Annotated in this window: 11 protein-coding genes; 3 read left to right on the top strand and 8 right to left on the bottom strand. The window is 47.6% G+C overall.

Annotated elements, in window-relative coordinates; all coding sequences use genetic code 11:
- Nucleotides 1-4: 4 nt before the first annotated feature.
- From ABIN22_RS03005 to ABIN22_RS02980, 6 genes are all read right to left on the bottom strand, one after another.
- Complete coding sequence (locus ABIN22_RS03005) at nucleotides 5-703, bottom strand: sugar transferase (protein WP_430517189.1); 699 nt, start codon at nucleotides 701-703, stop codon at nucleotides 5-7.
- 71 nt (nucleotides 704-774) lie between these two features.
- A complete protein-coding gene (locus tag ABIN22_RS03000; RefSeq protein ID WP_346906465.1) occupies nucleotides 775-1,980 on the bottom strand; it encodes a DegT/DnrJ/EryC1/StrS family aminotransferase in 1,206 nt (401 codons plus the stop codon).
- 17 nt (nucleotides 1,981-1,997) lie between these two features.
- The gene (locus ABIN22_RS02995; RefSeq protein ID WP_347559296.1) at nucleotides 1,998-3,995 is read right to left on the bottom strand and encodes a polysaccharide biosynthesis protein; all 1,998 of its coding nucleotides are present in this window, start codon (nucleotides 3,993-3,995) and stop codon (nucleotides 1,998-2,000) included.
- 45 nt (nucleotides 3,996-4,040) lie between these two features.
- Nucleotides 4,041-5,858: an LCP family glycopolymer transferase gene (locus tag ABIN22_RS02990; protein WP_346906463.1), complete on the bottom strand. Its 1,818-nt coding sequence runs from the start codon at nucleotides 5,856-5,858 to the stop codon at nucleotides 4,041-4,043.
- Nucleotides 5,859-6,088: 230 nt separating this feature from the next.
- Nucleotides 6,089-8,245, bottom strand: coding sequence for a protein translocase subunit SecD (gene secD / locus ABIN22_RS02985; RefSeq protein ID WP_346906461.1), 2,157 nt, complete (start codon nucleotides 8,243-8,245; stop codon nucleotides 6,089-6,091).
- Nucleotides 8,246-8,273: 28 nt separating this feature from the next.
- The gene (locus ABIN22_RS02980) at nucleotides 8,274-8,699 is read right to left on the bottom strand and encodes a hypothetical protein (RefSeq protein WP_346906459.1); all 426 of its coding nucleotides are present in this window, start codon (nucleotides 8,697-8,699) and stop codon (nucleotides 8,274-8,276) included.
- A gap of 196 nt (nucleotides 8,700-8,895) precedes the next feature.
- On the opposite strand from ABIN22_RS02980, the gene ABIN22_RS02975 reads away from it, so the two are divergent.
- Complete coding sequence (locus tag ABIN22_RS02975) at nucleotides 8,896-9,381, top strand: cytidylate kinase-like family protein (protein WP_109729384.1); 486 nt, start codon at nucleotides 8,896-8,898, stop codon at nucleotides 9,379-9,381.
- Nucleotides 9,382-9,389: 8 nt separating this feature from the next.
- Here the strand turns inward: ABIN22_RS02975 and ABIN22_RS02970 are convergent, their stop codons facing one another.
- On the bottom strand, nucleotides 9,390-10,661 hold the full coding sequence (locus ABIN22_RS02970) for a dicarboxylate/amino acid:cation symporter (RefSeq protein WP_346906457.1): 1,272 nt from the start codon (nucleotides 10,659-10,661) through the stop codon (nucleotides 9,390-9,392).
- On the bottom strand, nucleotides 10,662-11,573 hold the full coding sequence (gene rfbD / locus ABIN22_RS02965) for a dTDP-4-dehydrorhamnose reductase (RefSeq protein ID WP_346906455.1): 912 nt from the start codon (nucleotides 11,571-11,573) through the stop codon (nucleotides 10,662-10,664).
- A 232-nt stretch (nucleotides 11,574-11,805) separates the two neighbouring features.
- On the opposite strand from rfbD, the gene ABIN22_RS02960 reads away from it, so the two are divergent.
- Nucleotides 11,806-12,606 carry a DUF4474 domain-containing protein gene (locus ABIN22_RS02960; RefSeq protein WP_346906453.1) on the top strand — a complete coding sequence of 267 codons (801 nt, stop codon included), beginning with the start codon at nucleotides 11,806-11,808 and terminating at the stop codon, nucleotides 12,604-12,606.
- The gene (locus ABIN22_RS02955) at nucleotides 12,603-13,472 is read left to right on the top strand and encodes a metallophosphoesterase (RefSeq protein ID WP_109729388.1); all 870 of its coding nucleotides are present in this window, start codon (nucleotides 12,603-12,605) and stop codon (nucleotides 13,470-13,472) included. Before ABIN22_RS02960 ends, ABIN22_RS02955 begins: the two co-directional genes overlap by 4 nt.
- The last annotated feature ends 8 nt before the right edge of the window (nucleotides 13,473-13,480 follow it).

The following is a 13,480-nucleotide window of genomic DNA, read 5'->3' as shown; positions in this document are numbered from 1 at the left end:
CTCTCTATCTAATCACAGCCAGAACCGTATCTATCATAATCTTAAAATCTCCCCAGACGCTGAATTTCTTCAGGTACTGTAGATTATACTTCATCTTCACCGGCAGGATATGTTCTACATAAACATCGTCAACTGTTTTTCCGGTCTCCAGCTGGTATTTTTCCATCTTCTCATCTTCATCCTTGAACAGAATGCTTGTTCTTGAAGTAATACCGGCGGGAAGCAGCAGTGTCGCCATCATTTCCTCTGAGTACCGGTCCACATACTTTTTCACTTCCGGCCTGGTCCCGACAAATGACATATCCCCGGCCAGCACGTTAAAAAGCTGAGGAAGCTCATCCAGCCGGCACTTTCGTAGCATCTTTCCCGCCCTTGTGATCCGGTCATCCTGCTTTTTTGTAACCAATGGCCCCTTTTTATCAGCATCTGTAACCATAGTCCTGAACTTGAAAATACGATATGGTTTCCCATATCGTGTTATCCTTTCCTGTCTGTAAAAAACAGGCCCCCTGCTGTCTAATTTTATCCATACCGCAAGCCCTGCCATGACCGGTGACAAGACAACTGTTAAAACAAGTGCAAGAAAGAAATCCACCATGCGTTTCAGACACAGGCTGGATTTCTTCCTCACTAATCTTTCATAATATGGTTTCACATGTCCATTGCGCATGGACTCCGGCAACTGGTTCCATTGTGGCATCATAATTATTAACTCCTGTTTTTCTTGATTGTAACTGTTCATGGTACAAGCCAGTTACGCCTTATTACCTTATATTACTTTAAAAGGCTGCGGAATGTCTCCGCTGTAAACTGCAGCTGCTCATCTGTGAGGCATGTATGCAGTGGCAGTGTGATTTCATTTTCAAACTGGGCATATGCATTTGGGAAGTCTTTGATATCAAATCCCATATTCTTATATGCCGTCAGTAATGGCAATGGCTTATAATGGACATTCGTCGCAATCTCCGCCTCAGCCATTTTTGTAATCATATTGTTACATTCTTTACGTGATTTGTCAAGCACACGTACCAGATATAGGTGTCCGCTGGACTTATGGGACTCCCCATAGTGGTTCAGGAGGCTGACCGGGCAGCCTTTCAGAGCTTCGTCATACTGCCTGATCAGCTCTCTTCTTCGCTTCAGTATATTCGGATACCGTTTAATCTGGACAAGCCCTATGGCAGCCATGATATCCGTCATATTGCATTTAAAGTATGGAGCGACAATATCGTACTCCCATGCCCCCGCCTGTGTCTTGGCAAGTGCGTCTTTCGACTGGCCGTGCAGGGATAAGAGCATATATTCCTGATACAGTTCCTCACTGTCTATTCCTGCAGCTGTCACTGTCTCAGACCACGTCACTGCCCCGCCTTCCGCGGTTGTCAGGTTCTTCACTGCATGGAAAGAAAAGCAGGTGAAATCTGCAATCTGGCCGCACATTCTTCCGTCCGCCTCCGCACCGAAAGCGTGGGCCGCATCTGACATGACAAGGATTCGGCCAAGCGCCTCCTGTCTTTCGCAGGAAGGATGGAACAATGCCTTTTTCTCTTCAACAATCTGAAAGATTTCATCATAACTGTCATATATGATCCCTGCCAGATCGACACAGATGATTGCCTTTGTGCGCTCTGTTACGGCCTCCCGCACCTTCTGCGGGTCCATCTCATATCTGCCCGGCAGTGTATCTACCAGAACGGGGGTCGCCCCCGCGTGGCAGATGCTGCTGCATGTAGCTGAATACGTATATGCAGTCGTGATCACCTCATCTCCGGGTCCGATCCCCATCACTCTGAGAGTCATCTCCAGACACGCAGTGGCAGAATTCAGGCAGACTGCCCTCTGAGTCCGGCAGTAAGACGCGATCTTCCGTTCAAACTCTTTTGTCCTCGGGCCGGTCGTAATCCAGCCGCTCCTCAGTGTATCTGCCACTTCTGCGATTTCCTCTTCTGTAATATCCGGTGGTGAAAATGGTACCCTCATCGTTTTTTCCTTCTTTCTTAATTCCCTGTTTCCGTTTCTTCCGGCTGCACATCTGAGTCAGCTGCGCTGCGGCTTAAAAACGCACTTGGAAGCTTTGACCTCGTATCTGTAAATTCCTTTTTCCAGCCTGCCTGTATCTGCTGGTCCCGGATGATATCTGCTTCCCGTAAATGATAAGTCGGAACGATTTTATGCACGATCCGTTTCATCTGATCGGTTTCCGCATAGGCTTCTCTGTAAAGATCTTCAAGATCCCTGAGAAATTCCTCTTCGTCAAAATCAATCGGTTTCCCGATATGGATCTTCTCGTTCTCTGTGCTTTCCAGACCTTCCTCTGCCATCAGCAGTTCTTCATAAAGTTTCTCGCCGGGACGAAGACCCGTATATTTAATCTCAATATCCGTCCCCAAAGTGTATCCCGAAAGACGGATCAGGTTTTTCGCCAGATCAACGATCTTGACTGGCTGCCCCATATCCAGCACAAAGATTTCTCCACCCTTTGCACTCGCGCCTGCCTGCAGAACTAAAGATACGGCTTCCGGAATCGTCATAAAGTACCGGATAATATCTGGATGTGTGACCGTGACCGGGCCGCCCGCCTCAATCTGCTTCTTGAACAGAGGAATCACGCTGCCGTTGCTTCCCAGAACATTTCCAAACCGTACTGCAACGAACTCTGTTTTCGAACGGGAGTTAAACACCTGTATGATCATCTCGCACATTCTCTTGGACGCTCCCATGATGTTTGTCGGATTGACCGCTTTGTCTGTAGAGATCAGGACGAACTTCTCAACTCCGTACCTGTCGGATGCCAGTGCTACTTTATAGGTGCCGAATACATTATTCTTAATCGCTTCATTCGGGCTGTCCTCCATCAGAGGCACATGTTTGTGCGCCGCAGCATGGTAGACGATATCCGGGCGGTATTTTTCAAAGACGCTGTTTACCTTACGTCCGTTTCTGACAGAGCCGATCAGCACGACAAGGTCCAGATTCGGATATTTTGACTTCAGTTCCTGCTGGATATCGTAGGCATTGTTCTCATAGATGTCAAATATAATCAGCTGTTTTACCCCGTTTGCCGCAATCTGGCGGCAGAGCTCGCTGCCGATGCTTCCGCCTCCGCCTGTGACCAAGACTACTTTGTCGGAGACGTAACGGCCAATCTTCTCTGTCGTTATCTGAATCGGGTCTCTTCCGAGCAGGTCCTCAATCTCTACATTACGAAGCTTTGAGACCGTCACCTCGCCGTTGACAAGCTGGTAAACACCGGGCAGGATCTTCAGGTCACAGGCCGGTATCTTCTGGCAGATATCCAGAATCTTCTGGCGTTCCCGTTTGTCCGCACTCGGAATGGCAATGATGATCTCATTAATATCATATTTGTCTGCATACTTCAGTATGACATCTCTGCCGCCGACCACTTTTACTCCGTGGATAAATGTTCCTTGCTTTCTCGGGTTATCATCAATCACGCAACAGATCTTGGCATCCAGTTCCGTGCTCAGTTCCAGTTCCTTCATCACTACATTACAGGCTTCTCCCGCACCGATAATCATCGTGTTGCGCACATGTCTGCCGTGGATATTCCCACGGTACAAAAGGCGCATGAGCCTGTAGGAAAAACGGCTTACACAGGTAAGCAGGAACAGCGCCGTACCATAAAGCAGAAAATAACTTCTGTAAATCATCCGGTATGTCAGGAAATAAGCCAGAAGATTGAAAAGTACCGACACCATGCACGCCTCGATGATATATACCAGTTCCTTGATGCTTGCAAATCTCCAGAGGCTGGTATAAAGCCGGAACATTGCAAAAATAATAACCGTGACGATAGTATTGACGACGGCCACTTCTAAGACAGAGGTATAATATTCACCCGGTATCTCCGTGATGTGCATGTTAAAGCGGACCCATAACGCAAGAAAAGAACTTACGTTGATAAATAAAATATCCAGAAGCACTAAAAAAACTTTGTATATAACAGACAGGTCCCACTTTCTTAAAAGTTTCATCATATCTTATTATTCCGTATCTTTCAGATTCCAAAGGCCGCCCGTTTACTGGGCAACCTCTGAATCCGGAAGAATTTCTCCCTTCTCTACAGCGTCAATCGCCTGTTTTATCGTATTGATAGAATCGAGATTTGGCTGTGTGACATAAAGGATACTTCCCGGTGAAGAATAACATTCCTGATCGTCCCCTGTTCCCTCTGCGGCCAGTGACTTGATGTTCCATGCCGCCCCGTCAGAGAGCTGGCTTTTGATCAGTTCCTGTATCTGTGCCTGTGACATATTCGTATCCACATTACCGCTCACACTGCTTAAAATTCCGTTTGCACCGGTAAGGATCGCCGGTGAGATTGCCTTTTTAATCATTGCAGTAATGACAGCCTGCTGGTTTCTTCCCCTCTGGAAGTCACCGCCGTCCACATTCATTCTTTCTCTTGAGAATGCAAGCGCCTGCTGCCCGTTAAAGTGGTTCTCACCCTGTACCACATTCATGACAAGTCCTGAATCCTCACTTGTCGTGAATCCCTGTTCAGACACAACATCGACACCACCCAGTGCATCGACCATCTGGACAAGAGATGTGAAGTTCACCCTTGCATAAAAATCAATCTTTGTGTCATAAAGCTGGGCCAGAGTTGCCATAGAAGCATCCACTCCATAAATCCCCGCATGAGTTAGTTTATCCTTCTGTCCGCCCGATATTCCCGGAATCTCCACATAATAGTCACGAGGCGTCGTAACCAGAAGGATCTGGTGCGTTGTCGGATTCACAGTTGCGATGATATTCACGTCGCTGCGGCTGTTCGTCTCAATCGCTCCATACACGTCAATACCGCTGATATAAACGGTAAAGCAGTCACTATCCACTTCAACTTTTGCCGCTGCATTCTCCAGCTTACTCGTAATCTCATGTGAATAAATGATTTTCACATTGTCACTGTATCCTTCGAACGCCTCTTCCAGAATCGCGGTATAGGCATCATTATAGATAATTGCCTGCACATTTCCGTCATGCAGGGCAGTCGCCTGCTCATTCAGACTCTTGTACTCAGTTGTGGAAATATCGCTGCCGACTTCCTTATCAATACTTTCTACCGTGGCTTTTACATCGTCGCCCTTCATGGCATACTGGACACCAAAGTCATATCCTGCGGCATCCTCAATTGTCTCGGCTGCATCCGTTGATAACACGGCTACTACCATCTTATCTACCTTTTTGTCACCGCCGCTGATCGCTTTCACGGTTCCGTTTGTCTTAAATATATAGTAGGAACCCATTACAAGGACAATGGACATCAGCACACTGAGAACCTTACCCGCAATTGCCTTCTTCTTCGAGATCAACTGGCTTGCAAGCGGAATGACCCAGAGAAATACAAGTACACCGATGATAATTCCCAGATACTTCATCGGCAGCATATTCAGCACAAACAGGGCCGCGATGAACACAAGCGTTACCGCAAACTGGATTCCACAGAGAATGATCCCGACTTCTTTACTTACCTTATTAGATGCTCTCTTCTTTCCTCCTGGATTACTCCGGCTTCTTCCCGCCGGTGTACCCTTAGCCGGATTCCCGCCTCTGCCCGGACCGCTCTTCGCACTGTTCACACTCCTGCCTGTTCCGCTTCCGGCACTGCTGCGGTTCGGTTTCCTTTTTGCCCCTTCCGCGGTGCTGCGGTTCGGATTTTTCCTAGCGCCTTCGCCCGTACTCCTGTTTGGATTTCTCTTTGCACCTTCTCCGGCGCTCCGGTTCGGATTTCTCTTCGGGGTGCCGTCGGCACCGCCCGCACTCTGCTTTTCTTCCATCCTGCGGCGCTTTCTTGCCTGCTCCCGCCTGTATGCTTCCCGTTCGCTCTCACTCATTTTATTCTGGCCCATTGGTTCCGCCCCTTCCCTGTCTTTATGTTTCCGGAAAAGTCGATAGTTCGCTTTTTCCGGCTGCTTCTTTCTATATGACTGTGTAAAATACAGGCAGACTTTTTAAATGAAATCTGTTTAAAAATGTCTGCGTACCCTTAATCGACAAGAGTACCCAGACATAATAGCATTTTTCTGCAATTTTCGCAACATTATGAATGTTTCTTCAAAAAAAGTTAAGGATTCTTCCTATTTTTCCACGTCACCCACACTGCACTTGCAATGCATATGGATGAATAGCATCCGCTGATCATCCCGACCAGCATAGGCAGTGCAAATACTTTGATTGATTCTATATTATAGATGACCGCAAATACCAGCACAATTGCCACACAGAGCACTGTCGTGAATGCTGTGTTCACTGACCGCCCCAGTGTTTCCGTGATACTTCTGTTGACCAGAGGCACAAGCCCTTCTTTCGTGTGTGTGTTCATATGCTCCCTGATCCTGTCATACAGGACGATGGTGTCATTGATCGAATATCCAATGATCGTCAGAGTTACCGATACAAACGCATCGTTCAAAGGTATTTTGCACACACCAAATACTAAAAATACAATAAACACATCGTGCATCAGGGCGATCACTCCGGACACGCCCGCAGAAAGCCCTGACAGCGCAGAGAAACGGATCCTGATGTACACCACGATAAACAATGCAGCAAGGACGACGGCGATCACTGAGTTTTTCAGTGCGCGTGCCCCAATATACGGTTCCACCGCATAAGTCTCGGATGACTGGTATTTCTGATCCGGCTCTGTTTCCTGTATCGTTTTTAGTACCTTCGCCTGTTCTTCTGGTGTGATTCCCTGATTGCCTCCCAGATTAAGTACCAGTTTTTTCTGCCCGGAGACAAAATCTTCTCCTGCCTGTGCACTGACCGGACGGCTCAGAACCGCCTCCACCGCCGCAGATGTCTTACTGATATCCGGAGTCTTGTCACACGTGTATTTTAAGATGACTCCGCCCGTAAACTGGGTATCCAGTGTCACACCCCGGACTGCACTGATGACCGTGCCCGTCAGAAGCACAGCGGCAGTAAAGAGAAAGATGGCCTTTCTTTTGCCGAGAAAATCAATCGGCTTTTTCACTTTCTTTATATAGAACAACTTCTGGTTCTGGAACTTCGGATAAAGGAGTACTGAACTCAACATCGTCCTTGACAGCCAGACACCAGCTACTAAATTGATCAGTACCCCTGACAGCAGGGTATACCCAAAGCTCAGCATCGTCCCTGAACCAAATATCATCAGGATCACCGCAACTGCCGCCGTTGTTACATTTCCGTCCAGCACCGATGAAAAAGCATTTTTATATCCTTTTCTCACGGCCGATCTCAGGCTGCTGCCCTTCTGGATTTCCTCACCGATGCGCTCGCTTATGATGACATTGGCATCCACGGCCATTCCCAGGGACAAAATCAGTCCGGCGATCCCGGGAAGAGTCAGGGTATACTGCGGAACCGAAAGTGCCAGTACCTGAAGACTCATCTGGAATACCAGCGCCAGACACGCAATGAATCCCGGAAGCCGGTAATACAGGATCATAAAGATACAGACGAGAATAAATGCAGTCGCGGCCGCCATTGTCATGGCTCTCAATGCACCGCTTCCCAGAGTCGGACTGATTGTATTATAGTTGGTTGTCTTCAGGGAAAACGGCAGCGCACCAGCATTGATTTTCTCCGAAAGTGCCTTGGCATCCTCCTGAGTTTTCATGCCGTTGATAACAGCTTCTCCTCCCTGAATTGCTTCCTGCACGACCGGGTTGGAGATCATATCTTCATCCATATATATCCCAATTGGCTGCCCTGTCAGTTCTTTTGTTGCCTTATAAAAATCATCGGCCCCTGTTTTATCAAACTGGAGAGATACCTCATAGGCTCCCGTCTGCTGGTTTTTTACAACGGAACTGTCTGCCACGTGCTGACCTTCTACCAGAACCTTCCCCTGCGGATCACGGAAAGTCAGCCTCGCCGTTTCTCCCAGCTCTGCGATTGCAGACTCCGGATTAAATTCTTTCTCATCCGATTTCCACGGGAACCTGACGATGATATTTCCATGCTCTTTATCAACCGTAACTTCCCTGTCCAGAATATTCTGTGCATCCAGCCTGTTTTCTATAACAGTTCTGGCGGACTCCATGTCTTCCGCTGACGGAATCCCTTTCACACCTTCCGGCTCGAAAACAGCCTCTACACCGCCCCGGATATCAATCCCGAAACGCATATCTTTTGCGCCCTTAAAGTCACTGCCCAGCCCGAAAATGGCAGCATAAAGGAATACTGCAATTACACACAGCACAATCCATATATTTCTTTTATTTACTTTCAAAGTAAAGTCCTCCTATTCTATTTTCATTTTAAGAATAAAAGAACCCCTTCTTTTTTCCATCCCTTAACTGGAGTATTCGTATCTGATGCATGGCATAGCTCTGAAAAGCCATGCTGACAGACTGAATGACAGACCACACTCTTCCATCCGGCAGAAATAAAAGCATTGAGAAAACTAAAAAAAGATTAAAGAAAATCAGGACAGACTCTTCTTCCGGTCTGCCCATTCTGATACTTGAGACATTTCTTGATTCTGCTGCCGGCAGGACATCGGGCATGCCCGAAGCCAAACGGTTTCCTGAATCCAGAACCGTCTGCTCACTGCCGGAGCCTGTTTCAGACTGCACATGGTTTGTTACATTATGCGGCCTGCGGTCACTCTCAATAAAAAGGCATAGGAGTATAATCTGTACCAGAACTATAATTCTCATTAATTTTATTGCCTTAGTCTTCATAGTGCTCCTCCTTTACCTTTTTATTCGATCTATAGGTTCATTATAACGAGTCTTCCCTCTCCGCACAACTATTAACTACCATAAAAACACTCTTTATAAAATATACATACACTTTTCCCCCCATCGGTGTTATAATAAAACTCAAATACTGACGGTATTGCAACTCTCAGAGGCACACACGAAGGAGGAATACATTATGAAATTAGTAATTACAATGAGCCGCCGTTTCGGCACCGGCGCAAGCGTGATTGCAAAGGAACTTTCCGAAAGGCTTGATATCCCTGTATACGACAAGGCATATATTGAACAGCAGATAGACGACCATATGTATGACAGCGAGGCAGAGGCCATTCGTGAACTGGCTGGTAACCCGTGCATCATCCTTGGCCGCTGTGCCTCCGATATTCTGAAGGATAAACTGAATGTACTGAATATTTTTGTCTGTGCAGATAAAGAAGACCGTATACAGAGGATCATGGGACTCGAATCGCTTTCTTATGAAGAGGCGAAGGAAAAGGTCGAACATACTGACAAGGAACGTGCCGCATACTATTACGAGCATACCGGCAAGACATGGGGTGACGTGAACGATTACCATATGATACTCGATACGTCAGAGCTCGGCGTTGAAAATTGTGCGGACATCCTCATGCAGTACTTCGAAAAGCTGGAATATATCTAAAGATCTGGTTACTCCATTCTGTCAAATACTTCCCGGTTCAGGGATTTGTTCTGATAGGCAACGATCGTGGTGCATACTGCATCCCCGGTTATATTGACAGCGGTTCTTGTCATATCGAGAATCCTGTCTATTCCCATAATCAGAGCAATCCCTTCTACCGGAAGCCCTACGGAATTGAAGACCATTGACAGTGTGATCAGGCCTACGCTCGGGACTCCGGCCGTTCCTATCGAAGCAAGGGTGGCCGTGGCGATTACGGTAATATAGTCTGCCGGGGAAAGTGCGATCCCGAATGCCTGTGATACGAACACAACCGCGACTCCCTGCATGATGGAGGTTCCGTCCATATTGACGGTCGCTCCCAGCGGCACCGTGAAAGATGAAATTTTCTTGGATACCCCCATTTTTTTATCCAGCGTTTCGATGGACAGGGGGATCGTCGCATTGGAGGTTGCCGTGGAAAACGCGAATCCCATGACTGGCAGGAATTTGCGGATAAATTTTATCGGGTTTAATCCCGTAAATAACTTCAGCAGTATCTGGTAGACCCCAAAGCCCTGCAGCAGCAGTGCGAGGAAGACGGCCGCCATATATTTCAGCATCGGTATAAACGCGTCGAAACCAATTCCCGCAAATGTCTTTGCAATCAGGCAGAACACGCCGAATGGTGCGGCTTTCATAACTGCCATCGTCATATCCATCATGAGATCATTAAATTCAGCAAAGAACTGGGCAACAGATGCAACCCTCTCACCTCTTTTAGCCAGAAGAATCCCAATAAAAATAGCAAAGAAAATAATCTGCAGCATGTTGCCTTCCGCAAGTCCCTGAATCGGGTTCTTCGGTATGATATCCAGCAGGGTATCTGCAAATCCTGCCGTCTCTGCGGCCGAAGTCTCTGCCGTCTCGATACTGCTGATGTCCAGGCCAACGCCCGGGTTAATCAGATTGCCGATTCCCAGTGCCAGCGTAATCGCTGCCGCCGTGGTAAACAGATAAAACCCTATGGTTTTCACACCGACTTTTCCAAGAGTCTTAGTGTCCCCGATTGCCATGCTTCCGCAGATCAGGGAACAGAATACAAGCGGCACGACCAGCATCTGCATGGCCCGCAGGAAACCATTCCCGATTACATAAAAGATTCCGTCTATAATCACTGTATCTCTGACATATCCCTCCGGGACCCAGTAGTGCAGAACGATTCCCGCAAAAGCCCCTAGCAGGAGGCTGATAAAAATCAGTGTCGTAAGTCCTGGTTTTTTCCTCTTCGTTTCTTTCATCTACATTCCCCTTTCTTTTCTCTTGTTCTCATTAGCTGTACTATAATCGGAAACATAATCCGCCACATATTCTCTCAGTGCTTCCTTCCATCCTGACGGCTGCTGTATGCCGCACATCCGAAGCATCATATTGTCCAGTACTGTATACTCCGGCCCCTCGAATCCCGGCTGTCTTCCGCCCATTTTTATCGGGACCAGTTCTACTTCTTCTCTCCCAAGCAGTCTGAGAATTTCCTGTGCCAGAGCGTATCTGCTGCAGTGTCCGGCACAGACTGCATGGTAAATGCCCTCCTGTTCAGCCTGAATCAGGCGCAGGATCACCCCGGATAGTTCCTTCGCACTTGTCGGGCATGCAAAGTCATCCACGGCTGCCTCGATCCGCATTCCTTTCCCAGCCTGCTCAATGATCGAATTTACAAAGTTACTTCCTTCTGACCCATAAACCCAGGAGCTCCGGATGATCAGGTGCTTCGGCGCCAGCTCTTTCACGAAGTTCTCGCCTGCAAGTTTTGACTTTCCATATACTGTTCTCGGATTGGGTGTGTCAAACTCATGGTGGCTCTGCTCGTTTGTATCCCAAAAAATATCGTCCGTGGATATCTGGATGATTCTCGCGTCTATCTTTCTTGCAATCGCACTCAGGTTCCTTGCCCCGAGGGCGTTTACTTTATATGCTTCTTCTACATTTTCCTCACACGCCTGTACATCTGTCATACCCGCACAGTTGATGATTGTGTTCGGGCGGTTCCTGCTTCCGAATAAATTCACATCTCCGGCACAGGTGATATCCAGGTCCTCGATATCCGTCTCAAAAAGCTCAACATCACGCATATCCAGCATATTGCGTATCATGGTCCCCACTCGTCCGGCTGCCCCTGCAACCCATATCTTCCCATAATCGTATCCCATCATTCTTCTCCTTTTCAAATCTTTCCCTTAAAAAAGGTTCTCTAAACTTCGCTATTATAAATGGAATCGTCTTGTTTTTCAAGTCCATTTTTCTGGAATCTGCATATAGTGTAATAAGAACTTTTTCAGGACTCTGAGTATGTATCTCCTTATCCCTATTATAATTGTACTGTTTTTTGTTTTATTCTTGTCGTATTACCACAGAAAAAAGCAGGCCGTCCAGAAAGTCGGCCGGATGTCTTATGCATGGAAATGTGACCTGCTGAACGAACTCGCCGTTCCTTTTGGCTTTTCCTATCAATTTGTCCAGGATATCTTTACTTTCAGGGACGATGCATGGCAGAAAGAGTTCGGGTACGGGGAATTTTATGATCTGAATGCATTGTCCATGCACATGATACTGGACTGCGAACCTGTATACTTCAACTATCATGGGAAAACCTGGCTGATCGAATTCTGTAAGGGACAGTACGGGATTAATACAGGCGCGGAAGCCGGTATTTACCACGCAGACTCGGTCGTACCCCCGGCACTCCGGCCCCAGACGGTCTTTACAGCCGCCGCAGAGGATGAGGTTCTGCCTGTTAAACTGCGGCTGACCGGGCCTGACTGCCCGCTTTTTTCCATTTCACAAAAACAATGGCGCGTATCCGGCTTTGTCATGGGTACTTTCACCGCCCCAGAGGATCTGATTCTCGAAGCAGCCGTAACATTCCCCAATCCGGACATGTGTACAGCCTTCACCCGCGCCATGAACGGCCTCGGCTACAAAAGCAGTGAACTGCTCACATACCAGAATACAGTACAGTTCTACTTCACAAGGCCGAAATCAGCTCCGCTCATGGCACCCGATGTCTTTCTGGAAAAATACAGGCTCCTGCAGGGTGATATCTTCTGTGAGCTTTTCCTGTGGCTCACCAATCCTTTTTTTACGACCGTGGACCGGCTGCTTTACCTTTACTACACACATCCCTGCCTTTTTGAGAGGATTCTCTGTATCAGAATGTTTCAGAAGCACAGGAGGAAAAGACAATGAGCTGGTATGAGCGTATTTCACGGGCATTTGTACAGGCGCCTGTCGTCCCCTTAAACAGCAGGTCCCGCTTCGTGCTGATGAGCGACTGTCACAGGGGGGTCGGCAATCACAATGATAACTTTATGAAAAACCAGAATGTATATTTTGCCGCACTAAATTATTATTATGAAAAAAATTATACCTATATGGAATTGGGAGATGGGGATGAATTGTGGGAAAACCGTTCGCTTTCCCAGATTATTGATATTCACAGTGACGTCTTCTGGCTGCTTTCAAAATACCGGAGAGAAAACAGGCTCTATCTGCTGTACGGCAACCATGACCACAGCAAACGCCACTGCCATTATTGCCAGAAGCACTGTTCCACCTACCATGTAAGCGGCCAGAACGATGAATCGCCCCTTTTTCCCGGTGACTGCTATCTGCAGGGGCTGATTTTAAAAGATACAGAGCATGGAAATGACCTGTATCTGATCCACGGCCATCAGGCAGACTTTTTAAACAGCACACTCGCCCCTCTGGCAAAGCTGCTCGTCCGTTATATCTGGAAGCCGCTCGAAGCAATCGGGGTGTCCGATCCTACGAGTGCGGCAAGAAATTATACGAAAAAGAAAAAAGTGGAGAAACGATTGACAGACTGGGCCATACAGGAGCATAAGATACTCGTGGCCGGGCATACACACCGTCCGATGATTGGCAGTTCACAGGCCCCCTATTTTAACACGGGAAGCTGCGTACACCCCCGGTGCATCACCTGTATTGAAATCCAGAACCGGATGATGATACTCGTCAAGTGGACGCTGCGCACCCGGGAAGACAGGTCCCTGTATGTAGCACGGGAAGTTCTAGAAGAATACAGGCTGTAACAAAATTT

This window comes from Faecalicatena orotica (assembly GCF_905197545.1).
Taxonomy (GTDB): domain Bacteria; phylum Bacillota; class Clostridia; order Lachnospirales; family Lachnospiraceae; genus Faecalicatena_A; species Faecalicatena_A orotica.
This window is presented reverse-complemented; position numbering and strand designations above follow the sequence as displayed.